Here is a 23,898-nt window from a genome sequence, read left to right as displayed (position 1 = left end):
TGTTCGGGGGTCTTCGTCGGGTTCGGGGTCTCGCTACGGTGTGCTCGCGCAGTTCGCGCTCGGGATGTTCACAGGGGGTTCAATGCCGCACGGCAGAACCGTGGTCGCGACAGTGGCCACATCAGCGTTGGTGCTCGGTCTGCTCGCGACGACGGGCGCACCCGCGTTCGCCGACGGGTCCGCCGCCACCACACCGACCATCGCGGACAGCCGGTCCTCCGCGACCTCGGCGGACGCCTCCGAGATCGCGCAGGCCCACGACCACGGCGTGACCGTCTCGGACGAAACCACCCCGACGAGCCTGCTCACGGCGAACCCGGACGGCTCGTTCACCGTGACGCAGGACACCATCCCGGTCCGCACCCAGCAGGCCGGGCAGTGGATCCCCGTCGAGACCGACCTCGTTCCCGTCGACCAGTCCTGGATCGCACCGAAGGCCACCGACACCCACGTCCGGTTCTCCCGCGGCGGCACCGACACCGTCGCACAGGTCCAGACCGACACCGGCGCCTGGGTCAGCGAGTCCTGGCCCGCCGGCGGCGCCCTGCCCTCGCCGACCATCGACGGCGCCACAGCCACCTACGCAGACGTCCTGCCCGAGGTCGACCTGCGCCTCACCGCAACACCGTCAGGCATGGCGGAAGTGCTCGTCGTCAACACGCCAGAAGCTGCCGCGAACCCGGACCTGCAACAGGTCGAGCTGCAGATGCACGGCGCCACCGTCTCGACCTCGTCGACAGCATCAACAGCGACCGCGACCGATGGATCCACCCTGCAGTCGTCGAAGCCGACCTGGTGGGACTCCTCCGACGGCGGCGATGCCGACGGCCCCGGCGGCGCCGGCAGCGCCACCCCGCTCGAGCACACCACGACCGCCACCGCAGTCACGCTCGACGTCACCGACGCAACCGACAGCGCACCGACGTTCCCCGTGTTCGTCGACCCCGACTGGTCCTCCGGTCAGAACGCACTCTGGTTCGACGACATCGCCTATCCCACCCAGTCCTACCTCAACGGCCAGGCAGCGAACGGCTACCAGAGCGTCGGCTACGCCGTCGAGAACGGCAAGACGTTCATGTCACGCGCGTTCTGGCAGTTCAACCTCGGCCCCCTCGACGGCAAACACATCACCGAAGCGCACTTCAACGCCATCGCGAACTACAGCTGCGGCGAAGCCACCGTCCAGGCCTGGCGCTACGGCAACGTCACACCCGGACAGAACTGGAACGACGACCAAGCCAACCAAGGCCAATGGCGCGACCACATCTCCGACGCCGAGATCCCCAGCGTCGCCGGCTGCGCCATGCCCGGCAAAGCCGTCGGCTGGGACGTCACCCGCGGCGCCGCCGCCACCGCCGGCAACACCCTCCAGATCGGCCTCCGCTCCCCCACCGAAGGCAGCCTCAGCCGCAAACACTTCGCCTACAACGCCACACTCACCATCGAGTACAACACGAAGCCGAACACGCCGAGCGGCATCACGATCACGAGTCCGACACGCGCCTGTGGCACGAGTGACGCCAACAGCGCGTTCGTCAACAACGCAGCCCAGCCCATCACGTTGCAGGTCAAGGCGAGTGATCCCGATGGTGGACTCGTGCGCACGACCTTCCACGTCATGCGCTCCGACGACCCGGACACGATCGCCTGGTCGGACGGCGTCGACCTGACGAGCGCAGGGCCCCAGAGCGTCCAGATCCCGAAGGGCGCCCTCGCTGACGGCCACTACATGTTCCGTGCGAAGAGCAACGACGGTACCGACTGGGGCGGCTGGACGGGCTGGTGCTACTTCTCCTCCGACAGCACCGTGCCGAACCCTCCGACCGTTTCCGGGCTGCCCGCCTCGTACAGGGTGGGCACGAAGGTGACCGCCACGGTGACCGCCAGCACCAAGGACAAGGACATCCGCGGGTTCCAGTACTGGCTCTCCGACGGCGGCAGCTTCCAGCCGGTCCAGCCGGTTTCGGAAGCCGTGTCCACCGCGACCGGGTACCACTCGTGCGACCTCCGTGACGGAATCGTCGTCTACGTCTGCGCAGATGCCAGCGGTACGGCGAAGGTCAGCTTCACACCGTCCGACAGCACGAGTCGACTGTGGGTGAAGAGCATCGACAAGGCCGCCAACGTCTCGACCGCGTACGCCGGGAGCGGCAGAGACGGCCTGGTGGTCCCCGGCAACAGCGTGGCCGCAGATGACGATCCCCGTGTCGGTACCGGTCCCTCGAACGCAGGGCACGCCTGGTCGGGCCAGCAGGGCGAATCAGTGTCGGGTCGCGGAACCGTCGCCTCGCCGACCGTGATCGGCGACGACAGCTCGTACTCCGGTGCCGGTGCACGTGCCGCGCAAGCGCTGACGCTCGACCCCACCACGAGCACGACGCCACTCGACGTGGGGGCGATCCCGTTGGGGGCCCCCTCCATCGAGCAGGACGACGTGGTTCGCGTCAACCGCTACAAGGGTGGGGGTGCGCACTCGACGTCTGCGACCGGCAAGACCTACGAGATGGGGCTCGGCGGACTGCAGGTCTACGGGCCGTCGGCCGACGTCCCGTCGAACATGATGCAGGTCAAGACCTGCACGAGTGGCATCTACACGGCCACGGTCACCGGCGCGTGCCCATCTGGTTTCACCATGCAGGTCGGCGCGGACGGGAAGCCCAAGGCGCTCGGGTACGCCTGGAAGACGGCAGCGGACATCCCGACCAAGTGGAACGGGTCAGCCGAGGTCTTCCAGTGCCTGTCCGGTGAGGACTACTTCCTGTCGCGCGACACCGCGTGTGAGGGCAAGACGAAGAAGTGGAGCCTCGGCTACTGGGCTGCCCTCTCCGGCTTCAACCGCACCGCCTCAGCGCCGATCGACACGACGAAGAGCTACACGGTGTCTGCCTGGATGAAACCGTCGGCGGCTCAGGAGGGTCGGTACGGAACGGCCGTGTCGATGGACGGACCGACCGGATCGGTCTTCTACCTGCAGTGGGCGGGAGACGACTACCGCTTCTGCGTGAAGTCGCAGCCCGACCTGACGAGCGGCACGTGTGTGTCACCGGCGCGAACTCGGGGGCTGACGGACCAGTGGACGTTCGTCACCGGTGTCTGGGACGCGGACAACCAGCAGATCCGGATCGTGATCGACCACGACGCTGCCGGCGAAGGCGTCGCGTACCACGCCCTGGCCGCGGACGAGCAGGCGAGCACCGGAGGACTCCGCGTCGGGGGCGCTGTCAGCAGCGGCGGCCCATCGGACACCTGGACCGGCGCGATCGCGATGCCGACGATCAGCCAGGGTGTCGCGACGATGACCCAGCTTCGGGTGTACTCCGTGCAGGGCACCTACGCGTACTGAAACGCGGACACGATCACCTGATCGACAGGTTGATCGCGACGACACCGAATACGAAGATCAGGACGATGACCACGAGGCCGATCGCAGGCGTCAGCACCCGGCGCCGCAGCGTGGGAGCACCGAACACCCCGATGACCCATGTCGTGATCGCGACGACGAGTGCGCAGAGCGGCACGATGAGCTCCGCGACATCGCCAACCGCGTACGAACACCGCATCGTCTCGACGGAGCCACACGACATGTACTGCGTCTGCGCGACGAGCATCCCCGGCAGCGAGCCGATCACCGCGAACACCTCGAGGAACACCAAGGAACAGAACGCAAGTCCGAGCAGCCACCAACCACGCGAGCGGCGCGGGACGTCGTCGGGCAATGCTGACCTCTTCATGTGAGCCCGACCGTACCGCAGGGGTGACACGGAGCACGTCCTCGTACTGTCGAGGTGTGCCGGCCCGGCGACGGGAACACCGCAGCCCCGTCGCCGGTTGCACCACACGGTGCCGCAGCCAGCGGCACGACGACCTCAGGAGGCCACCATGACCACCACCGAAACCGCCATCCTCGCCGGCGGCTGCTTCTGGGGAGCGCAGCAGCTCCTCCGCCGCCGTCCCGGCATCATCAGCACCCGCGTCGGCTACTCGGGTGGCGACACCCCGAACGCGACGTACCGCAACCACGGTGACCACGCCGAGGCGGTCGAGATCGTCTTCGACCCGTCGGAGATCTCGTACCGCGACCTGCTCGAGTTCTTCTTCCAGATCCACGACCCGTCGACGAAGGACCGCCAGGGCAACGACGTCGGCCGTGCGTACCGTTCGGCGATCTTCTTCACCTCGCCCGAGCAGGAGCAGGTCGCGCGCGACACCATCGCCGACGTGGACGCCTCCGGCATCTGGCCCGGCAAGGTCGTCACCGAGGTCGAGCCCGCGGGCGACTTCTGGCAGGCCGAGGAGGAGCACCAGGACTACCTCGAGAAGTACCCCGCCGGGTACACCTGCCACTTCGTGCGCCCGGGTTGGAAGCTCCCGCACCGCGACGAGGCGACCGCGGCGGTCTAGGGCAACCCACCAAGAGACGGGAGGCACGGTGCCAGCTGGCACCGTGCCTCCCGTCCGTCCAAGGGTCACGCCCACTGCATCCGGCGTGCGTCAGCCGCGTGGCACCAGGGCGTCGATCGCCGCGAGCTCCTCGTCGGTGAGCGGGGCACCCGCGAGGGAGTCGAGCGTGCCGTCCAGCTGACGGACGCTCGATGCCCCGACCAGCGCCGACGTGACGGCTGGCTGCCGGAGCACCCACGTGATCGCGAGCTGGGCGAGCGTCTGCCCGCGTGCAGCCGCGATGTCGTTGAGCGCCCGCGCCGTGGTCAGGTACTCGTCGTCGATGCGGTCCGCACCGAACCAGCGACCCTCGGCCGCACGCGACCCGACCGGCACCGAACCGTCCAGGTACCGGTCCGTCAGCAGCCCGCCGGCCAGCGGCGAGAACACGATCGCACCGGTGCCGAGTCGCGTGAGCTCGTCGAAGAGCCCGTCCTCGGGGACCCGGTCGAACATGTTGTAGCGCGGCTGGTGGATGAGCAGGTGCATGTTCTCGGCGGCGAGCGCCTCGGCTGCCGCAGCGGTCTGCGCCGGGTCGTAGTTCGAGATGCCCGCGTAGAGCGCCTTGCCCGAACGGACCGCGGTCACGAGCGCGCTGACCGTCTCCTCGATCGGGGTCTCGGGGTCGGGACGGTGCGAGTAGAACACGTCGACGTAGTCCAGCCCGAGGCGCCCGAGCGACTGGTCGAGCGACGCGAGCATGTACTTGCGGGAACCCCGGTCACCGTACGGGCCCGGCCACATGTCGTAGCCGGCCTTCGTCGACACCACGATCTCGTCACGGTACGGACGCAGGTCCGACTCGAGGATGCGGCCGAACTGCTCCTCGGCCGACCCGGCAGGCGGACCGTAGTTGTTCGCCAGGTCGAAGTGGGTGATCCCGCGGTCGAAGGCGTGCAGCACGATGTCGCGCTGCGTGGCGAGTGCGCGGTCGGCGCCGAAGTTGTTCCACAGGCCGAGGGAGATGCGCGGCAGCATGAGGCCGCTCCTCCCCACACGCTGGTACGGGAGCTGCTCGTAGCGGTCGGCGGCAGGCAGGTGGACGTCAGGCATCGTTGCTCGATCCGGGGTCGGGGGATTGGCCGTTGTCGACGCTAGCGGATGGCGGAGGGGCTGACAGGATGGGGGCACGTCCGAGACCAGGGGGAACCAGACGATGCACGACGAGCAGATCAGCGACAGCGCGCCACAGGAGTCCGCGACGAGCAAGCTGTTCGGGCCGCCGCCGGCGGGGGCGCTCGCGTTCAGCGGCACCGCCCCCGCGATCGCCTTCGCCGTGCCGGTGGTCGTCTCGGCGCTGCTGGCCGGCCTCGTCGTGGTCGTGCTCGGTGGTCGTGGTGCACTCGCGATCGTCAACGGTTCGTTCAGCCAGGTCGACCCCGGCCCGACCTGGCTCGCCGTGGTCGTGACGGCCGGTGCGCTGCTCGTCCTGGGGAACGCGTTCGGGATCACTGCGGCGACGATCGCCATGGTCGGCGCTGTCGGGTCCGCGCGGGCGGCATCGTCGGCGCGGGGTGCCTGGCACGCTGCGGCCCGACGGGCGCCAGGGGTGCTGCTCGCGTTCCTGGTCACAGCGCTGGTGCTCCTGATCGCCGTCGCTGCGACCGTCGCGACCGCAGTGTCGCCCTGGCTCGCCCTCGCGATCACCCTGCTCGTGTTCGTGGCGCTGGTCGTCGCGGCGCCACTGCTGATGGCGTGGCCGCAGATCGCGGTCGGTGGCACCACGTGGCGGACGGCGTTCGCGAACGCCTGGCGGACCCGTGACGTCCAGCAGTCGCCCGACGTCGAGGTCTTCCGCTCGCCGCGCCGAGCCCTGGTGACCACGGGGCTCGTCCTCGGGGTGGTCCACGTCGGCCTCGCCGCCCTGGTCGGGGTGCAGTCCCCCTCGGTCGTCACGGCGGTGCTCAGCGCGGCGATCTCGTTCCTCGTGCCCGGCGCGACCGTCCTGCTCCTGGTCGCGATCGCCGTGCGAGGGGCGGCTGTCCGCTCCACGTCCGTGTGGTGGACCGCTCCCGCTGCTGCGCCGGTGCCAGTGCCAGCGGCCGCGGCAGGCTCGGCTGAGGGGTCGCCCGGCCGTCTCCGGGGCGGGGCGTTCGTGGGACTCGCGACGCTCCTCGTCCCCGCGATCGTCCTCGTGCCGACCGTGCTGGCCAACCCGTTCGGGTTCACCAGCTACTCCGCCGCCCAGACTCCGCAGATCTGGCGGGGGGCGGCGGTCACCGAGGTCGGCGCGGACACCGTGGCGCTGAGTGGACTCGGGGGTGAGGGTGCACAGGTGGACCGGTGCTCCGGCGCGACCTGTGACCCGTCGCTCGAGCCGGCGTCGATCCTCGGTACCGCGATCGCCGGCCTGCCCGACGGCGCGATGATCACCGCGCAGTGGCGTCCGGTCGAGGGGTCGGGGTCGGGATCCGACCGCTTCGAACTCGACGTCGTGCACAGCACGCCCGCCCAGCTCCACCGCTGGGCGACCGGACCGGCGACGCACGGCTTCTCGACCCCGAACGGCACCCGAACGACCGTCGCCGGCTTCGACGTGGCCTTCCGCAGCGGTGAGTCCGTGTTCGCACGGAGCAACGCCACGCTGACCGCGGCAGCCGTCACCACCACGGGCGAGCACCCCGTCGTCGCCGGCATCGTGCGCGGCGTGTCGGGAGCACGGGCGCAACTCTCCATCACGTTCTGCGACGACGACCTGTGCTCCACCTCGATCACCAAGCGTGTCCCGCTCGACTGGGTACCGACGTTGTCGGCATCGGGCACCCTCGGCATCACGGTCACGAAGAGCGGCACCGCGGTCATCTCGCTCGTCGACAGCGGGCGGGACCTCGAGCTGCCGAAGCTCAGGATCGTCTCCACCACCGTCGCGGGCGAACCGCGGGTCGAGACGCCGGACATCACCACGGGGAAAGCCGACTCGTCGACCTTCGACATGACCGACGGCGCGCAGATCGGTCTCGGCACCCGCGACCGGCCGATCGTCCTCTACCGGCCCGCCGGCAGCACGACGCAGCAGCTGATCTCATGCGACGACGCTGCCTGCGGAGCCTCGACCGTCGTCGACCTGGACCTGCCGGGGGCCGACCAGCAACCTCCCGCCGTGGTCGTGGACGACACCGGCAGGCCACTCATCGCGGTCCGCAACACCGACCGGCAGTCGATCGACCTGGTGTCGTGTCTCGACCGCACGTGCTCGACGACCCGGACGAGCACCATCGCGCGGTACGTCCCGGACGAACGATCCGAGGACGGCGGTGGGTTCGCGATGGGCCTCACCGCCGACCAGGCACCGGTGCTCGCGGTGGGCGATCGTCGGGTCGATGCCGGGAGCGCGCACCCGACCTGGGACGGCAGCGTCATCAGCTGCACCGAACGACGCTGCGGTGTCGGCTGAGCGGGACGAGCTTCACCGGGGCGACACGCGTGGTTCGGCATCCGTGGGGCTGTGCAGGACAGGATGGGCACGAGCCGACCGACGAACCGTCGATCGGTGGGCAGTGAGGGAGACACCGTGGACACAGCGCCGTACTCGCAACCACTCCGGGAGTACATCGAGCAGCTCCGGACCGAGGGCTACAGCGTCGCCGACGGGCACACTGCTGACCCGGACCTCATCGACCCGCACGGCAACCCCGTCCTGACGTGGCGCGACGACTACCCGTACGACGAGCGGCTGCCGCGCGAGGAGTACGAGTACGCGAAGTACCAGCTGCAGATCGAGCTCCTGAAGTGCCAGTACTGGCTCGAGGACACCGGCCAGAAGGTCGTCGTGCTGTTCGAGGGGCGTGACGCCGCGGGCAAGGGCGGCACCATCAAGCGGTTCACGGAGCACCTCAACCCCCGCACCTCGCGCGTGGTGGCGCTCAGCAAGCCGAGCGAGCGGGAGCGCGGTGAGTGGTACTTCCAGCGCTACGTGCAGCACCTGCCGTCGGCCGGCGAGATGGTCCTGTTCGACCGCTCCTGGTACAACCGCGCCGGCGTCGAGCGGGTCATGGGGTTCTGTGACGACGACCAGTACGAGTCGTTCATGACCCAGGTGCCGCAGTTCGAGCGGATGCTCGTCGACTCCGGCATCCACCTGACGAAGTTCTGGTTCTCGGTCACCCGCCGCGAGCAGCGCACCCGGTTCGCGATGCGGCAGCTCGACCCGGTGCGCCGGTGGAAACTGTCCGACATCGACCTGCTGTCCCTCGACCGCTGGGAGGACTACACCGAGGCGAAGATGGCGATGTTCACGCGCACCGACAAGCGGTACGCGCCGTGGACCATCGTGCGGTCGAACGACAAGAAGCGCGCCCGACTCAACGCGATGCGGTACTTCCTGACGCAGTTCGACTACCCGGACAAGGCGGTCGACGTGATCGGCAAGCCGGACCCGCTGATCGTGCGGCGCGGCAAGCGGGACGTCGACATCGAGTGAGCGGACCGTCAGGAGTCGGCACTCGGGCGTAGGGGTTCCGTCAGGGCACCTTCCCCCTTGCCTGTCCGCGCGGGAACGTGTCCGGTGTGACACTGACAGCGATCATGCCGACGCTCCGCGCGTCCCTGCCGGATCCGATGGACCCGGTCCTGTGGCCGGCCCACACCGTGGCGACCACGGACGACCTGGTGGTCGCCGCGATCTCGATGGTCCGGCTCGCCGACCTGACCGGCACCCCGAGCGTGCACACCGCGGAGCAGTCGCCGCCGCGCTACCGCCCACGCGGCTGGACCCCTCGAGACGTCAGCGTCGCGGTCGCGTCGGTCACCCGGGTCCGACGGCCGCGCACCGGGGTGGTGCTCCTGGAACTGGACGCGGTCCTGCCGACCTGCGCCGTGCTCGACCAGGTGCGTCTGATCGGACGCCGGAGCACCGCTCCCCTCGCCACGATGTACGTCGTCACCCGATGTGACGGTCAGGCCGACGGTCCGTTCCACCGCCTCCCGGCTCCGCTGCCGGCCGATGTCCGCGATGGTGACCTGGTCTGCTTCCCCTGCCTCACGACCGTCCGGCACCGGGACGTCGTCAGCACGGCCGTGCCCGTCCGCGCCGAGCTCCTGCCGGTGGAGCGGTGACCACGGCGACGTCGGTCCGCGACCGCCTGATCGACGGGCCGCACCTGTGGGGCCGGTACACGATCAGGCCGGTGGGACGCACGATGTGGACCTCGCGGACACTCGTCGTGTTCCCACCCGGGACGAACACGAGCGAACGCCTGCTGCTCCGGGCATGGCACGTCTGGCCCGCGGTCGGGGCGTTCACCGCGCTCGTGGTCGTGGTCCTGACGGTCTCGGTGCCGGCGGCGGGCATGCCCGTCGGACTCGCGCTGTACGCCGCGGGGTTCGTCGTCCTCGGCCGGGCCACTCGGCGGCTCCGTCCGCGGGTGCGATCGGTCACCGTGACCACGTTCCTGGGCAACGGTCGGCCGGAGGTGCACGGCGACGAGCGGCTCCTCGCCGGGTCGCTCGACGCGCTCTCGATCCTGGAGCGGGCGGTGCGGGCGCACCGGCTCGCGCCCGTCGAGTTCGAGCTCATCTGGGCGGATGTGTGGGCCGCACTGCCGGAGCAACCACGGCGGGCAGGGTGACCCATCCCGAGCACGGTGCCCCGCTGGCTCGGACCCGCCGGCTCAGCGCCGCCAGGCTGCCCACTCGGGGTCGTGCCCGGGCCAGACCTCGACGCCGGGCTCGGCGGCCAGGTCCGCCAGCCGGTCGATCGAACGCTGCGCCTCGAGCTCGTCCCCGGCCCTCCCCACCCACCCGCACGGAGTCCGCTCGGTGAGGTTCCGCTCGAGGTCGGCGGCGTCGCACGCGAGCACCACGGTCCGATCCGGCAGGTCGACGCGGAACGACTGGTGCCCCGGCGTGTGTCCGCGGGTGTCGAGTGCGGTCAGGCCGGGTGCCAGTTCCGTGTCCCCGTCGAGCAGGAACACCCGGACGTCGGCGTCGAGCACGTCGTCGACGACGACCGTCTCCCGCCGACCGATGCCGCTCTGCAACCAGTCCCACTCCCGTCGCTGCAGCGCGACCGGGGTGCCCGGTGGGACGAGCCGGAGGCCGCCCGTGTGGTCGAGGTGCACGTGCGAGATCGCGCAGAGCGCCAGGTCGTCCCACGCCAGTCCCGCAGCCGCGACCCCCTCGGCGAGCGCGTCGCCGGGCGGTACGACCGCCGTGTAGCTCTCGTACTCGTAGTGCGCGGCCCGCTCCTCGGGGTCGCGCACGCGGTCGACGTTGAACCCGCCGTCGAGGAGCACCCAGCCGTGGTCGAAGACGACGGCCGCGGCGGTGACGGGTTCGAGCAGGAAGCGTGCGGGATCGCCGCCCCGCAGGGAGATCGACTCGGGGATCGGTTCCCACCCGAGTACGAGCGGCACGAGCCCACGTGGCCGGCCCCCGAGCGCAGCTCCGGTCCGCACCGCCCCGTCGAACGTCTTCGCCATGCCTTGCACCTCCGGCCTGATTGGATACAATTTGAACCAATCCGAATCCATTGTGCCGGAGTTCCGGGAGGACGCCATGACCGACGCGATCGACATCAACATCCCCATCTCCCCCGAGATGCTGCACTGGGGCCGGCGCCCCACCTTCGAGATGGTCGAGGAGATCGCGAACGGGTACCCGTCGGACGTCTCCCGCTGGCTGATCGGTGCGCACACGGGCACGCACGTCGACGCCCCGTCGCACTTCGTGCCCGGTGCGACGACCGTCGACGAGATCGCGCTCGAGAGCGTGGTCGGCCCGGTCCGCGTCCTCGACCTGCGACACGTCGTCGAGGAGATCACCGCCGACGACCTCGAGGAGGCGGGTGCGGCCGGCGCCGAGCGCGTGCTGTTCCGCACGCGCAACTCGACCGACGCGCTGACCCGCAACGAGCGGTCGGAGACGTGGGTCGGCCTCGGCCCGAGCGGCGCGCAGTGGCTGGTCGACCGCGGGGTCCGGTTCGCCGGCATCGACTACATGACGATGGAGGCCCCGGCGCACACCGAGGCGTGGCCGACACACGTCGCCCTGTGCGGCGCCGGCGTCGTGATCCTCGAGAACGCGGACCTGTCCGAGGTCGAGCCCGGCGACTACCTGATGGTCTGCCAGCCGGTGCCGTTCGCGGGGCGCGAGGCCGCTCCCGCTCCGACCGTCCTGCTCCCCCTCGCCGTGGCGACCCACGCATGAGCGTCCACGTGGTCCTGGTCCACGGCGCCGGCGGTTCGCCGTCCACCTGGTCGTCCGTCGCCCCGCTCCTGCGCGACCGCCGTATCCCGTACACGCTCGCCGACAACGCGATGACCTCGCTCCGCGACGACGAGGCATCGGTCCGCGCCCTGGTCGACGGCATCGACGGCCCGGTCCTGCTCGTCGGCCACTCCTACGGCGGCGCCGTCATCACGAACGCGGGCACGCACGACCGCGTCGTCGGACTGGTCTACGTCGCAGCCTTCGCCCCGGACGCCGGCGAGTCGGTCTCCGGGATCGTCGAGACCCGGGAACCCGCTCTCGTCTCGCAGTACATGCACCGCGGCCCGGCCGGCGAGTGGATCGCACAGGACGACGAGGAGTCGCGGCTGGCGCTCGCTTGGGACGTGCCCGAGGACGCGCTCCGGGCCGCACGTGCCGAGGGGCGAGTCACCGCCGACGCCGCCTTCCAGCAGCCCACGGCCGAGCCCGCCTGGCGGACCCGCCCGAGCTGGTACCTGGTCGCCACGAGCGACCGGCACCTGCTGCCCGCGATCCAGCGCGACTTCGTCGCCCGGATGGGAGCAGTGGTCGACGAGGTCGACACGAGTCACGCCGTCGCGCACGCCGCTCCGGACCGGGTCGTCGCCGTCATCGAGCGCGCGGTGGCCGCGCTGCGCTGACCACCGCCGGCTGCGCGGGTGGTGCCACGGTCAGGAGGCCGTGGTCACCAGTCCGTCCAGGTCCTTGACCACTCGACCCGCCTGCAGGACCGCGCGCACGCTGGCAGCGTCGGCCAGCGCGCCGACGTCGGCGAGCGGGTCGACGCCCGAGACGACCAGGTCACCGGCCTTGCCGGGCTCGACGGAGCCGAGCCGGGCCTCCAGACCGAGCAGCCGGGCACCCTGCAGCGTGCCGGCCGTGATCGCGGCGAGCGGCGAGAGCCCGACCTGCACGAGGCGGGCGAGCTCGGCGAGGTTCCGACCGTGCGGGTGCACACCCGCGTCGGTGCCGAGCGCGACGGGCACGCCGGCGGCGACGGCACGTCGCACGCTGTCGAGGCCGCGAGCGTGCAGTGCCGCGCGCTGTGCGAGGCGTTCCGCAGAGGCGGTGGACGGGTCGAGTTCGCGCAGGAGCGTGCTGAGGGTGGGGACGAGCACCGTGCCGCGTTCGACCATGAGCGCGATGGTGTCGTCGCGCAGGTCGTAGCCGTGTTCGATGCTGGCGGCTCCGCCGAGCACGGCGGCGCGGGCCGCGGCGTCGGTGAGCGCGTGGGCGGTGACCGGGCGGCCGCCGCGTTCGCCGACCAGGTGGACGACGAGCCGCACCTGGTCCTCGGTGATGCCGACGTCGTCCGGGTCGTCGGTCGGCGAACCGACCCCACCGGACGTGGAGACCTTGATCGCGTCGGCGCCGGTGCGGAGCAGCGAGCGGACCGTCCGGACGACGTCCTCGTCGGTGTCGACGACGCCCGGCGCGGGCATGCCCGGCCGGACGGCCCAGGCCGGCAGCGACCCGTTCGGCCGGACCGGGTCGGCGTGGCCACCGGTCGGCGAGAGCATGGCGATCGCGAGGTGCAGGCGCGGACCGACGACGGTGCCCCGGGCGACGGCGTCGCGGTAGCCGGGGGTCAGCCCGTCCAGGTCCCGCGCGGTCGTGACGCCGGCGTGCAGGGTGCTCCGGAGCACCTCGGCGACCTCGAGCACGTGCTCCTCCGGGAACCGTGCCCGCTGTTCCTCGGGCGTCGTCGGCACCATGCTGAGGTGCACGTGCGCGTCGACGAAGCCGGGCAGCAGCCACCGGCCGGACAGGTCGACCGTCGGCACGTCCGCAGCCGAGGCACGCCGTGGACCGACGTAGGTGACGTCGCCGTCACGCAGCTCCACCTCGGCGTCGGCGCGGGGCGGAGCACCCGTGCCGTCGACCAGGGTCGCGCCGACCAGTCGGAGCACGCCGTCGGCGTGCGGGGTCGTCGGGAGTCGTGCCGCCACAGCGGGCCTTCCGGGTCGGTCAGCCAGCCAGGCTGAAACGGGCGGAACCGGGGTCCGCGTCGAGGAGACGACGCGTGTACCAGTGCTGCGGATCGGCGTAGATCTGCTCGACCGGACCGGCCTCGACGACCTCACCCTGGTACAGCACGACGACCTCGTCGCTCACACGCTGCACGACCGCCAGGTTGTGCGAGATGAACATCATCGTCAGGCCGAGGGACTCCTTGATGTCGGCGAGCAGCTCCAGGATCTGCGCCTGCACCGAGACGTCGAGCGCCGAGGTGATCTCGTCGGCGATGACCAGGTGCGGGTCGATGACGAGGCCGCGGGCGATGGCGATGCGCTGCCGTTGCCCGCCGGAGAACTCGTGCGGGTAGCGGTGCATCATGTCCCGTGACAGCCCGACCCGCTCGAGCCAGCCGCCGATGCGGTCCTCGTGGGTGGCGACCCGGGGGCGGACGGGGTCGATCGCCTCGGCCAGGGTCTGCGCGACGGTCCGTCGCGGCGAGAGCGACGAGTACGGGTCCTGCGGGATCATCTGGATCCGACGGCGGTACCCGCGCAGGGTCGACCGGTCGGCCGCGGTCAGGTCGACGCCGTCCACCGCGGCGCTGCCCGAGGCGGGCTTCACGGTGCCGACCAGGACCTTGGCGAGGGTGGACTTGCCCGAGCCGGACTCGCCGACGACGCCGACGGTGCGACCTCGCTCGAGGCGGAGGTCGACGCCGTGCAGGACGGTCGTCGAGCCGAACGCGACGTCGAGGGCGCGGACGTCGATCATGGGGGCCGTGCCGGTGTCGGTTGCGCGGCGTTCGCGCGTCGTCGTGGTGTCGGTCATGCGTGTGCCTCCGCCTGCTCGGTGCGCGTGGACTCCGTGGGCACGGTCACGACCGGAGTGGCCGCCAGGAGCTGCTTCGTGTACGGGTGGTCGACGGTGTCCGGGGAGAGCCCGGCGACGTCGTCGATGCGCTCGACGATCTCGCCGTTCCGCATCACCAGGACCCGGTCGCACAGTGCTCGGACGACCCCGAGGTCGTGGGAGATGAACAGCACGGCGGTGCCGGAGTCCTCGTTCATCCGCTTGAGCACGGTCAGCACCTCGCGCTGGACGGTGACGTCGAGGGCGGTGGTCGGTTCGTCTGCGATGAGCAGGTCGGGCTTCGTGCTCATCGCCGACGCGATCATCGCGCGCTGCTTCATGCCGCCGGAGAGCTGGTGCGGGTACTGGCGCAGTCGACCCTCGGGATCGGTGAGCATCACGGCGCGGAAGCCCTGCGTCAGGAGTCGGATCGCGTCACGTCGGCTGTGTCGCAGCCGCATCCGCAGCACGTCGGACAACTGGATGCCGAGCACCATGGCCGGGTTCAGCGCGGTGCCCGGGTCCTGGTAGACGAGCCCGATGCGGGAGGCGAGCACCCGGTCCGGCACACGACCGAGCAGGTCGACGCCGCCGAGTTCGAGCCGCCGCGCGGAGCCCTCGAGCCCCTCGCCCAGCAGCTTGGCGACGAGCGAGGCCGTCAACGACTTGCCCGAACCGGACTCGCCGACGATCCCGAGCACCTCGCCCCGCCGGATGGTGAACGAGACGTCCTTGACCAGGGCGCGTCCACTGGCGGCGTGCTGCACCGAGATGCCGTCCGCGACGAGTACGGCGTCGTCCTCGACCGCGAGCGTCGACGGGCCGGTCGCGCGGGTGGTGCGGGACCGCGTGGTGTTCGACCGCGGGTTCGCGGCAGCGGCCAGTCCGTCCCCGACGAGCAGGGCGGCGAGGGAGGCGAAGGTCAGCGCGACCGCGGGGCCGACGATGACGACGGGGTTCACGACGATCCGGTCCAACCCGTCGTTGAGCAGGGTGCCCCAGTCGAACGCGGGGGTCTGCGCGCCGAGGCCGATGAAGGACAGTCCGGAGATCTCGACGAGCGATCCGGAGAAGGCGCCGGCGATCAGGATCAGCGTCGGCTCGGCCATGTTCGGCAGGACGTGTCGCATCGCGACGCGGTGCGCGGGGACCCCCATCAGGCGTGCCGTCGTGACGTACTCGCTGGTGGAGATCTTCGCCGCCAGGTTGGCGGTCAGACGGGCGAAGCCGGCGATGTTCGCGACGGCGATGGCCACGACGACCTGCACCATGCCCTGCCCGAGGATCGCTGCGACGATGATCGCGACGAGCATCGTCGGGTAGCTGACCGCGAACTCGATCCCGCGCAGCCCGAGCTCGCGCACCCGGCGGGGGGCGAGCCAGACGCCGATGCCGAGCGCGATGCCCACGATCGCGGACAGGGCCGTGGCGGCGAGCGCCATCAGGACCGTGGCCCGGGTGGCGACCAGGGTGCGCGCGAGCATGTCGCGGCCGAGGGTGTCGGTACCGAGCGGGTGTTCGGCGGTGGACCCCAGCCCAGAGGTACCGCCGATGCCCGTGGCCTGGGCGCCGAACACGAACGGTGCGACGACCGCCACGATCAGGATCAGCCCGAACATCGCCAAGCCGACGATCAGCCCGCCGTTCCACGCGAAGGTGCGGGGACGCGATGCCGGGTCGGTCGAGGCCGCCTGGACGGCGGTGATGGTGTCAGCCACGCTTCTCCCCGAGGGTGCGCGGGTCGATGAGACCCAGGATGATGTCGATGACGAGCGTGATCACGAGCGAGATGAGCCCGATCACGAAGACAGCGGCGCGGATCACGGGGTAGTCCTTGTCCACCGCGATCGCCTGCACGATGACGCCGCCCAGGCCCGGCCACGCGAAGACCGCCTCGGTGATGAGTGCCGAGCCGAGCAGGGCCGTCAGGATGATCCCGGACAGCGTCAGTGCGGTGGTGAGCAGGTTCGGCAGCATGTGCTTGGCGTAGATCGACAGCGCCGGCAGCCGCCACCCGCGTGCGGTGCGCATGTAGTCCTGCTCGAGGATGACGGCGGTCTCACGGCGGACGATGCGGGCCACCGAGCACGTGCCGCCCACGGTGAGCGAGGCGATCGGCAGGACCGCCGCCGCGCCGAAGTCGTAGGCCGGCGAGTACGCGGGCGGCAGCACGTGCAGCAGGACCGCGAAGACGACGACGAACCCGGTGGCGAGCACGTACGTGGGGATCGACGAGATCAGGCCGGTGACCGCCGAGAACGAGACGTCGAGCCAGCGGTGCCGGTCGCCGCGGGTGAGGACACCGACGGTCATGCCGAGTGCGAGTCCGAGGACGAGCAGCAGCAGGACCGCGGCGATCGTGATCGTCAGCGTGTACGGCACGGCCGTCATGACGATGTCCATCGCCGGCGCGCGGTACTTGTACGAGTCACCGAAGTCGCCCTGCACGACGCCGGCGACGTAGTGCCACAGCTGGACGGGGATCGGCTGGTCGAGACCGAGTTGGTGCCGGACGAGCTCGACCTGGGCGAGCGTCGCGGTGTCGCCGGCGATGGCCGTTGCCGGGTCGCCGGGGATGAGCTGCACGATGAGGAACGTCACGAGGACGAGCAGCGCCAGGTTGATGACGAGTCCGACGGCACGGCGGAGCAGGAAGCGGCGCCATGCGCCACCGAGGCTCGCGGCCCGGGGTGCGGCGGCGGTCGGGGTTCCCGGAGACCCGGGGGTGCCCGGACCGGGCACGGGGAGATGGTCGACGGTGGTGGTGCTCATCGCGGGTCCTCCTGGTGCTCCGGTCCGGGCTGGGGTGGTGCGGTGGTGCTCGGTGCGTGGTGCGTGATGCGTGGTGCTCGTTCGGTCAGGCGATCAGGAGACGATCCGCATCGCGGAGACGTCCCAGTAGCCCGAGAACACGTGGGTCTCGAAGCCCTTGCGGGCGACGTACCGGTGCGTGTCCGTGATGAGCGGGGTCATGTCGACGCGCTCGAGGATCGACTTCTGCGCGGTGGCGAAGTCCTCGCACTGCTGGTCGGCGTCCGACGTGGCCATCGCCGCCTGGTAGGCCGCGAGTCCCTCGGGGTTGTCGCTCGAGGACACGTTCGTGCCGCCCTCGGCGTAGGTCGGTCCGACGTAGCGCGCGATCGAGGTGTTGATCAGCCCGGTCTGCGCGTCTTCGGCCGCCACGGCGACGTCCCAGGTCTTGGGCTCGGTGCGCATCTGCTTGGTCCAGTCGGCAGGGTCCGGTGCCGAGACCTTCACGGTCGCACCGGCGTTCCGCAGCGACTCCGCCAGGAAGTCGGCGGCGGGGTCCCAGTTCGACATGATGAGCAGGCGGATCGTCTTGCCCGTGAGCTCCTTCGTCGCGGCCTTCGCGTCGTAGGACTGCACGAGCGACGAGTCGTCCACCGCGCAGCGGTAGCTCGCCGCGTTCACCGTGTTCTGCTCGACCCCGAGTCCGTCGAGACCGGCGTTGTTGAACCCCTTCGTGTCGATCGCCTGGGCGACCGCGGCACGGAGCGGCTGGTCGTCGGCGAACACCGAGCCGGAGCCCTCTGCCTCGTTGAACACGAGGTTGTAGGCCGAGCTGGCGAACTGCACGGTGGAGTAGTCGTCGCCGCTGAAGCGCTCGGCGTTCGAGTCGTAGAAGCGTGCGACGTCGACACCGCCGGACTGCAGCAGGTTGGCGCTCGTGTTCGAATCGCCCTGCACGGTCAGGTTGATCGTCTTGGCCGGCTCACCGGTGACGGTCTTCCACGCCGGCCAGGCGTCGTAGTCGGACCGCAGCGCGTAGGAGACGCTCTTGCCGGCCGAGGACTTCGCGAGCGTGTACGGGCCGGACCAGGCGCCGTCGACGGTGCCGGCCGCGAGGCCCTTCGTGTCGGCGAGACCGGCCGGGCAGATGATCCCGGTACCGGGGCGGGTCAGGCCGCCGAGCAGCTGCGAGTACGGCTCGCTGAGCGAGATCGTCAGCGTGCCGGCGGCGTCGTCGGCGGTGAACTTCGGGTCGCCCGAGCCGAAGGCCTGGTTCTTCCAGGTCTGCGCACCCGAGTCGTCGAGGCCGACCAGGTACTCGAAGGACTTCTCGACGACCGTCGGCGTGATCTCGGTGCCGTCGGAGCAGGTGGCGCCGTCGCGGATCGTGAACTCGTACTTCGACGCCGACTCGGCGTCCCACTTCGTCGCGAGTCCGCCGATGTAGCCGCCGTCGTCGCCCTCGCCCTGCCGGAGCAGGGTGTCGAAGCCGAGTCGTGCGACCTCGACGTCCGAGCTGGCCGAGGCCTTCGCGGGGTCGAAGGTCGCCGGGGCGTACCAGAGCTCTGCGTTGATCGTGTCGGTGCTCGACGAGCTGTCGCCGCCGTCAGCGGAGCCGGACGCGGTGCACGCGCTCAGGGAGAGTCCGACGGCGGTCGCCAACGCGACGCCGACGAGGATGCGCTTCCTCACCATGGTGCTGTCCTCCAGTGGGATTCGGGGTGATGCCAGGGAGTCAGTCCCAGGGGCGGGTCCAACTTGGATCCAATTTAGAACAATCCGCATCCAACTGTGTTTCGAGTGGATTACATCTGCCCGAGACGAGCCGCGACGTCGAAGACCGTCACGCCGCCGACGTCGGTGCGCAGGACCCGCGCCGCGGCGAACTCGTCGACCGTGCACGCGGCCGGGTCCACGTCGAGCAGCACCCAGTCCGCCAGGGCGCCGGCGCGCAGCACGCCGCGACGGTCCTCGGCGAAGGACGCGTGTGCCGCACCGCGCGTGTAGGCCTCGACCGCCTCGAGCACCGAGAGTGCCTGTACCGGGCCGATCGGCTCGTCGAGGCCGCGCATCCGACGGGCCGCGGCGACGGGGACCACCTCACGCGGGTCGAAGGGGAAGTACGGCGCGTCCGAGCCCATGGCGACCGTGGCACCGGCGTCGACCCAGGTCCGCATCGGGTTGACCTCGTCGACACGGCTGCCGAGCCGGCGCTGCAGCCCGGCGGCGTTCTTCCAGGCGATCGAGGGCTGCAGCGAGGCCACGACACCGAGGCGTGCCGCACGGTCGGCGCTCGCGACGCTCGGTTCGAGGTACGCGTGGATGAGCTGGCAGCGGAGTCCGGCGACCGATCGCCCCGTGTCCCGTTCCGCTGCCTCGAGCCCGTCGAGCACCTCGGCGACCGCTCGGCTGCCCACCGCGTGGACACCGAGCCCCCACCCCGCGGCCACGCACGACGCTGCAAGGCGGGCGAAGTCAGCCGCCGCGATCCGCTGCACGCCGTGGTCGTCGCCGGTCCAGGGCCGTTCGAGCAGCGCCTGCCCCTTCATGCCCTCGCCGTCGTAGTAGACCTTGACCGGGCCGAGCCGGAGGCGGTCGTCGCCGTCACCGGTCACGCCGTCGATCGAGTCGAGCACCGCCAGGGCCGCATCGACGTCGGGAACCGCTGCACTGCCGAGCTCGGGGTAGGGCATCGCGACCACGCGCAGGGTCAGGAGTCCCTGCCGGTGCGCCTCCCGGTACCCCTCGAGCTCGGGCAGCGTGACGGCCGGGTCGACGACACCGGTGAACCCCATCGCGTGCAGCAGCGGCTGGATGCGGCGGATCGCGGCGAGCCGGTCCCCGAGCGTCGGCGGTGCGTCCCCGATCCAGTCCGGGGCGTCCGGGTCCGCGTCGCCGTCGGCGAGCATCGCGGCCGAGAACGTCGCTGCGTCGGCGTCGCCGTCCACGAGCTGCAGCGCTTTGAGTCCGGCGCGCTGCGCGTGCGCGTGCGCGTCGGTGAACCCCGGCAGGACGGTGCCCTCGACGTGGTCCTCGGCCGTGCCCTCCGGAGCCGCCGCCCGCACGTCATCGAGCGTCCCGACCGCCGCGATCCGGTCACCGACGACGAGCAGGGCCTCGGCGGTCGGCACCCCGGGGTCCATCGTCCGGACGTGTCCGACGACGAGCCGCGCGGACCGGCCGGCCGCCTCACACACCGACGGGCTCCCGCTCGTCGAGCCAGGTGCGCACGTCCGCAGCGGTCACGAGGGCGTCCCGCTGCAGGTACCCGATCGCCTCCAGTGCCGCGTCGTGCGCGCGTTCGCTCGACCCGGCGACGCAGTCGGTGAGGACCCGGACGGCGTAGTCGTGCTGGTGGGCGTCGGCCGCCGTGTAGTGGATGCAGACGTCGGTGAGTCCGCCGACGAGCAGGACGGTGCCGGCTTTGTACGCCTTGAGCACGATCTCGAGCTCGGTGCCGAAGAACGCCGAGTAGCGCCGCTTGCGGATGACGAACTCCTCGGGCCGAGGATCGATCCACGAGGCCAGCTCGGTCTGCTCCTCACCCTCGATGCAGTGCGGGCCCTCGGCGCCGTCGAGCTCACGGCCGATGTCGACGAGGTCCGGCTTGTGGACCTCCTGGATGAAGACGACGGGCACACCCGAGGAGCGGCAGTGCTCGATGAGGTCACGGACGCGCGGTGCGCGCTCGGCACGGCCGCCCATCACGGGGATGCCGGGCGTGGGCATCGTCGAGGCAGCTCCGCCCTGGATGTCGACGACGATCAGGACGGGGTTGCCGGAGACGGCGAGCATGCTGGTGGTTCCTTCCGGGACGGATCGTGCAGCGGGTGGGGACCGGTGCGCGCCGTCGCCGTCATCCTCTGACGGGATCCGGCACCGCAGGGGTCCGGGGTGTTTCCGCGGTGTTAAACCTCAGGTGTCGCCGAACCGGGCGGTGTCGCCGAACCGGGCGGTGTCCCCGAACCGGGCGGTGTCCCCGCGGGCGCCGTCACCGCTCCAGCCGCCGCCCGCGCGCTCCGCCGCCGCCGGAAGGGAAGCAGCTCGGCGACCCCGACCGGCCCGAACCCGTTCCCGACCGCGACCCACACCCGGGCGTCGGGCGCGTGGTCACCGAGCAGCTCCGCGCAGACCCCGCACGGCTCGATCAGGTGCATCGTCCCGCCCGGCCTGCGGAGCACACCCACGACCGACACCACCGGCGACCCGGCGACGACGGCCGCACTCAGCGCAGCGGACTCGGCGCAGACCGACGCGCGACCGGCCGATGCCTCGACGTGCAGCCCGGTGACCACACTGCCGTCGGCGAGCCGGAGTGCTGCGGCGACCTCGTGCACCCCCGTGCGGTACCGCCGGTCGAGCACGTCGGTCGCGATCCGGAGCAGCTCCTGGTCCGCGGCGCCCATCCCGGACGGCGGGCCGGCGAGCACCGGTCGGTCAGACGCGGGCGAGCCGCTGCTCACGACCAGCCCAGGATCCGCGCCATGTTGCCACCCTCGACCAGGGCCCGGTCGGCCTCGTCCGGGATCGCCTTCGCGATCTTCATGCGCTCGAGGTCGAAGTCGCTGCCCGGCCACTCCGACCCGAGCAGGATCTTCTCCGCGCCGAGGCGCGCGTACGCCCGCTTGACGTCGGACATCAGGGTGGCCGAGGTCTCGAGGTAGACGTGCGGGTTCCGCTCGGCGACGATGATCGCCTCGGGCACGTTCCACACCGCACCCATGTGGGCGATGATCGTCGGCACCGTCGGGAAGTTCTTCGCGATCTCCTCGATGGAGAACGGTGCACAGAACGCGTCGTCGAGTGCGTTGATCAGCACGGGCAGGCCGAGCTCGGCGCATACCTCGAACAGCGGGTCGAGCAGGCCGTGGTCCGCGACGTGGTAGCCGTGCAGGCTGGGGTGCAGCTTCAGGCCGACCAGCCCGCCCTCGGCGAAGCGACGGATCTCGTCGGTCGCGTTCTCCCACTGCGGCATGACCTGGCCGAAGCCGAACAGCCGGTCCGGGTGCGCGGCGACCAGGTCCATCAGGAAGTCGTTCTCGATCCCCTGCGCGAGCGAGCAGACCATGGCGCGGTCGACCCCCGCGGCGTCCATGCGGTCGAGGATCCGGTTCGCGTCGAACGGCGTGTACGCCGGCGGCTCCTCGCCCGGGCGCACCCCGCTCAGGTAGTCACTGCGGCCGCGGCGGTCCTGCGTGGTGTTGTAGGCGTCGATGATCATCGTGGGCGTCTCCTCGTCGGCGGCTCGTGGGGCGGAACTCCCGCACATGTGATCCGATACTGCCAGAATTGGATCCAATTTGGTAGCACTGGGGTGCGAGACACCCAGCCTGGAGGCGCGACGCACCCCCGCCGCGCCGGCTCAGTGCACGACGACCATCGCGCCCATGGCCAGTACGCTCACCAGTGACGCCGCCCGGCGCACGGACTCGACCCGCGGCACCCGGCCGCCGACGACGTTCCACAGCACCACACCGGCGTGCACCGCGACCGCCACCCCGACCGGCAGCAGCACCGCACCGTGGGAGTGCACCGCGCCGGCACCGGCACCGGCGTGACCACCCGCGAGCAGCACGAACACCGCGCCGAGGAGCATCCCGAGCGCGTGCAGGTGGTCACCACCGGGGCGACTCCGGCGACGCCACCGGTCCACCGCAGCCGTGCCCATCGCGCATCCACCGAGCAGGAGCGCCCAGAACGGCGCCGGCACCATGTGGAGCGCCGGCACGTGGACGTCGAGCATCGCGACGAGCATCACCGCCTCGGCGACGAGTGCGACCGACCCGACCCGTCGCCCGCCAGCGATGCCGAGCCCGAGCGCACCGACAGCTGCGACGAGCATGACGACGAGCAGCACGGACATGATTGGATCCAATCACGAGCGAGTCGGATACGGCAACGGGATCCAACACCTGGCAGGATTGGATCCGCAGCGGGGGCTCGCTGTGACGACGTACCGAGGGAGACCACGACGTGACCACCAGCGACGGCAATGCACTCGTCGACGACCTCGCCGCCCGGATCCGCGCGAAGATCATGTCCGGCGAGATCCCCATCGGCGCGCCGCTCCGCCAGGCCGACCTCGCCGCGCAGTTCGGCATCAGCCGCACCCCGGTCCGCGAAGCGCTCCGGCAGCTGCAGACCGGCGGCCTCATCGAGGTCGTGCCGAACCGTGGCGCGGTGGTCCGGGTGCCGGTGCCGTGGGAGGTCCGCGAGGCCTACGAGGTCCGCGCCGAGCTCGAGTCGCTCGCAGCCCGTCGCGCCGTGGACCGGCTCGACGACGCCACCATCGCGCAGCTCCGCTCGGTGAACCAGGCGATGTACGAGCGCTCCCTGGCGGCGGCCGAGGGCGAGCAGCCGAAGCAGCGCGAGGGCAGCGACAACGACCAGTTCCACGGGCTCATCTACCAGGCCTCCGGCAACACCCGGCTGACCCGGATGCTCGTCGAGATCAACGACGCCTTCCCCCGGAACGTCTCGGCCCTGGTGCTCCGCGAGAACTCCCGGCACCGCGAGGAGAACTTCCGCGAGCACGAGGAGCTCATCGAGGCGCTCGTCGCCGGCGACCGCGAGCGCGCCGCCGAGCTCATGCGCGACCACGTCCTGCGCGCCGGCGAGCACCTGGCGCACTGGTACGAGCGCCGCTCGTCCACCGTCTTCACCGGCTGACCCGGCGCGACCAGCGAAAGCGGCACGAGAGACCGGGCCGCT

Annotated in this window: 22 protein-coding genes; 9 read left to right on the top strand and 13 right to left on the bottom strand. The window is 71.0% G+C overall.

The features are described from left to right. Positions 1-100: 100 nt before the first annotated feature. Positions 101-3,343 (top strand): LamG-like jellyroll fold domain-containing protein, encoded by a 3,243-nt coding sequence (locus tag ABH929_RS03400; RefSeq protein WP_404560096.1) that lies wholly within the window; start codon positions 101-103, stop codon positions 3,341-3,343. A gap of 13 nt (positions 3,344-3,356) precedes the next feature. Here the strand turns inward: ABH929_RS03400 and ABH929_RS03395 are convergent, their stop codons facing one another. Continuing rightward, positions 3,357-3,731, bottom strand: a complete 375-nt coding sequence (locus ABH929_RS03395) for a hypothetical protein (protein WP_404560095.1) — start codon at positions 3,729-3,731, stop codon at positions 3,357-3,359. Between the two features lie 148 nt (positions 3,732-3,879). Here ABH929_RS03395 and msrA point away from each other — a divergent pair, with 148 nt between their 5' ends. Then, a complete protein-coding gene (msrA, locus tag ABH929_RS03390) occupies positions 3,880-4,401 on the top strand; it encodes a peptide-methionine (S)-S-oxide reductase MsrA (protein ID WP_205463610.1) in 522 nt (173 codons plus the stop codon). A 90-nt stretch (positions 4,402-4,491) separates the two neighbouring features. On the opposite strand, the gene ABH929_RS03385 is transcribed toward msrA, so the two are convergent. Beyond that, positions 4,492-5,493, bottom strand: a complete 1,002-nt coding sequence (locus ABH929_RS03385; RefSeq protein WP_404560094.1) for an aldo/keto reductase — start codon at positions 5,491-5,493, stop codon at positions 4,492-4,494. 103 nt (positions 5,494-5,596) lie between these two features. Here ABH929_RS03385 and ABH929_RS03380 point away from each other — a divergent pair, with 103 nt between their 5' ends. The 4 genes from ABH929_RS03380 to ABH929_RS03365 all read left to right on the top strand — a co-directional run bounded on the left by ABH929_RS03380 (position 5,597) and on the right by ABH929_RS03365 (position 10,007). Continuing rightward, positions 5,597-7,834, top strand: a complete 2,238-nt coding sequence (locus ABH929_RS03380) for a hypothetical protein (protein ID WP_404560093.1) — start codon at positions 5,597-5,599, stop codon at positions 7,832-7,834. 117 nt (positions 7,835-7,951) lie between these two features. Next, a complete protein-coding gene (gene ppk2 / locus ABH929_RS03375) occupies positions 7,952-8,860 on the top strand; it encodes a polyphosphate kinase 2 (protein ID WP_240347528.1) in 909 nt (302 codons plus the stop codon). A gap of 86 nt (positions 8,861-8,946) precedes the next feature. Beyond that, positions 8,947-9,495, top strand: coding sequence for a hypothetical protein (locus tag ABH929_RS03370; protein ID WP_111086462.1), 549 nt, complete (start codon positions 8,947-8,949; stop codon positions 9,493-9,495). Further along, complete coding sequence (locus ABH929_RS03365; RefSeq protein WP_404560092.1) at positions 9,492-10,007, top strand: DUF6611 family protein; 516 nt, start codon at positions 9,492-9,494, stop codon at positions 10,005-10,007. The genes ABH929_RS03370 and ABH929_RS03365 overlap by 4 nt, the downstream gene beginning before the upstream one ends. Before the next feature lie 42 nt (positions 10,008-10,049). Here ABH929_RS03365 and ABH929_RS03360 read toward each other — a convergent pair whose 3' ends face one another. Next, complete coding sequence (locus tag ABH929_RS03360; protein ID WP_404560091.1) at positions 10,050-10,859, bottom strand: N-acyl homoserine lactonase family protein; 810 nt, start codon at positions 10,857-10,859, stop codon at positions 10,050-10,052. A 76-nt stretch (positions 10,860-10,935) separates the two neighbouring features. Here ABH929_RS03360 and ABH929_RS03355 point away from each other — a divergent pair, with 76 nt between their 5' ends. Together ABH929_RS03355 and ABH929_RS03350 are read left to right on the top strand one after the other, a co-directional pair. Next, on the top strand, positions 10,936-11,586 hold the full coding sequence (locus ABH929_RS03355) for a cyclase family protein (RefSeq protein WP_205463605.1): 651 nt from the start codon (positions 10,936-10,938) through the stop codon (positions 11,584-11,586). After that, a complete protein-coding gene (locus tag ABH929_RS03350) occupies positions 11,583-12,269 on the top strand; it encodes an alpha/beta fold hydrolase (protein ID WP_404560090.1) in 687 nt (228 codons plus the stop codon). The genes ABH929_RS03355 and ABH929_RS03350 overlap by 4 nt, the downstream gene beginning before the upstream one ends. 30 nt (positions 12,270-12,299) lie before the next feature. Here ABH929_RS03350 and ABH929_RS03345 read toward each other — a convergent pair whose 3' ends face one another. The 10 genes from ABH929_RS03345 to ABH929_RS03300 all read right to left on the bottom strand — a co-directional run bounded on the left by ABH929_RS03345 (position 12,300) and on the right by ABH929_RS03300 (position 23,050). Further along, positions 12,300-13,577, bottom strand: coding sequence for an amidohydrolase family protein (locus ABH929_RS03345; protein ID WP_404560089.1), 1,278 nt, complete (start codon positions 13,575-13,577; stop codon positions 12,300-12,302). A 19-nt stretch (positions 13,578-13,596) separates the two neighbouring features. Further along, entirely contained in the window at positions 13,597-14,415 is an 819-nt protein-coding gene (locus ABH929_RS03340) for an ABC transporter ATP-binding protein (RefSeq protein ID WP_111086467.1), read from the bottom strand. Further along, entirely contained in the window at positions 14,412-16,154 is a 1,743-nt protein-coding gene (locus tag ABH929_RS03335) for a dipeptide/oligopeptide/nickel ABC transporter permease/ATP-binding protein (RefSeq protein WP_235035917.1), read from the bottom strand. The genes ABH929_RS03340 and ABH929_RS03335 overlap by 4 nt, the downstream gene beginning before the upstream one ends. Further along, a complete protein-coding gene (locus tag ABH929_RS03330) occupies positions 16,147-17,208 on the bottom strand; it encodes an ABC transporter permease (RefSeq protein ID WP_111086468.1) in 1,062 nt (353 codons plus the stop codon). Before ABH929_RS03330 ends, ABH929_RS03335 begins: the two co-directional genes overlap by 8 nt. A 93-nt stretch (positions 17,209-17,301) precedes the next feature. Further along, complete coding sequence (locus ABH929_RS03325; protein WP_165918706.1) at positions 17,302-18,882, bottom strand: ABC transporter substrate-binding protein; 1,581 nt, start codon at positions 18,880-18,882, stop codon at positions 17,302-17,304. 110 nt (positions 18,883-18,992) lie between these two features. Continuing rightward, a complete protein-coding gene (locus ABH929_RS03320) occupies positions 18,993-20,384 on the bottom strand; it encodes an amidohydrolase (RefSeq protein WP_404560088.1) in 1,392 nt (463 codons plus the stop codon). Next, positions 20,377-20,982 (bottom strand): cysteine hydrolase family protein, encoded by a 606-nt coding sequence (locus ABH929_RS03315; protein ID WP_111086471.1) that lies wholly within the window; start codon positions 20,980-20,982, stop codon positions 20,377-20,379. The genes ABH929_RS03320 and ABH929_RS03315 overlap by 8 nt, the downstream gene beginning before the upstream one ends. A 113-nt stretch (positions 20,983-21,095) precedes the next feature. Further along, entirely contained in the window at positions 21,096-21,650 is a 555-nt protein-coding gene (locus ABH929_RS03310; protein ID WP_404560087.1) for a hypothetical protein, read from the bottom strand. Next, a complete protein-coding gene (locus ABH929_RS03305) occupies positions 21,647-22,408 on the bottom strand; it encodes an amidohydrolase family protein (protein ID WP_111086473.1) in 762 nt (253 codons plus the stop codon). The genes ABH929_RS03310 and ABH929_RS03305 overlap by 4 nt, the downstream gene beginning before the upstream one ends. Before the next feature lie 141 nt (positions 22,409-22,549). Then, entirely contained in the window at positions 22,550-23,050 is a 501-nt protein-coding gene (locus tag ABH929_RS03300; protein WP_404560086.1) for a hypothetical protein, read from the bottom strand. A 110-nt stretch (positions 23,051-23,160) separates the two neighbouring features. On the opposite strand from ABH929_RS03300, the gene ABH929_RS03295 reads away from it, so the two are divergent. Beyond that, complete coding sequence (locus ABH929_RS03295) at positions 23,161-23,856, top strand: GntR family transcriptional regulator (protein ID WP_263054853.1); 696 nt, start codon at positions 23,161-23,163, stop codon at positions 23,854-23,856. Positions 23,857-23,898: the final 42 nt, after the last annotated feature.

The organism is Curtobacterium sp. AB7, assembly GCF_044909335.1.
In the GTDB taxonomy this organism is placed as follows: Bacteria; Actinomycetota; Actinomycetes; order Actinomycetales; family Microbacteriaceae; genus Curtobacterium.
Note: the sequence above shows the minus strand (reverse complement) of the source record. Positions and strands in the feature narration are given on the sequence as shown.

What these genes read in the sequence shown, in the direction of transcription:
- ABH929_RS03395 (WP_404560095.1), bottom strand. Translation starts at nt 3,731, where the DNA reads ATGAAGAGGTCAGCATTGCCCGACGACGTCCCGCGCCGCTCGCGTGGT.
- msrA (WP_205463610.1), top strand. Translation starts at nt 3,880, where the DNA reads ATGACCACCACCGAAACCGCCATCCTCGCCGGCGGCTGCTTCTGGGGA.
- ABH929_RS03385 (WP_404560094.1), bottom strand. Translation starts at nt 5,493, where the DNA reads ATGCCTGACGTCCACCTGCCTGCCGCCGACCGCTACGAGCAGCTCCCG.
- ABH929_RS03380 (WP_404560093.1), top strand. Translation starts at nt 5,597, where the DNA reads ATGCACGACGAGCAGATCAGCGACAGCGCGCCACAGGAGTCCGCGACG.
- ABH929_RS03360 (WP_404560091.1), bottom strand. Translation starts at nt 10,859, where the DNA reads ATGGCGAAGACGTTCGACGGGGCGGTGCGGACCGGAGCTGCGCTCGGG.
- ABH929_RS03355 (WP_205463605.1), top strand. Translation starts at nt 10,936, where the DNA reads ATGACCGACGCGATCGACATCAACATCCCCATCTCCCCCGAGATGCTG.
- ABH929_RS03350 (WP_404560090.1), top strand. Translation starts at nt 11,583, where the DNA reads ATGAGCGTCCACGTGGTCCTGGTCCACGGCGCCGGCGGTTCGCCGTCC.
- ABH929_RS03340 (WP_111086467.1), bottom strand. Translation starts at nt 14,415, where the DNA reads ATGACCGACACCACGACGACGCGCGAACGCCGCGCAACCGACACCGGC.
- ABH929_RS03330 (WP_111086468.1), bottom strand. Translation starts at nt 17,208, where the DNA reads ATGAGCACCACCACCGTCGACCATCTCCCCGTGCCCGGTCCGGGCACC.
- ABH929_RS03325 (WP_165918706.1), bottom strand. Translation starts at nt 18,882, where the DNA reads ATGGTGAGGAAGCGCATCCTCGTCGGCGTCGCGTTGGCGACCGCCGTC.
- ABH929_RS03315 (WP_111086471.1), bottom strand. Translation starts at nt 20,982, where the DNA reads ATGCTCGCCGTCTCCGGCAACCCCGTCCTGATCGTCGTCGACATCCAG.
- ABH929_RS03305 (WP_111086473.1), bottom strand. Translation starts at nt 22,408, where the DNA reads ATGATCATCGACGCCTACAACACCACGCAGGACCGCCGCGGCCGCAGT.
- ABH929_RS03300 (WP_404560086.1), bottom strand. Translation starts at nt 23,050, where the DNA reads ATGTCCGTGCTGCTCGTCGTCATGCTCGTCGCAGCTGTCGGTGCGCTC.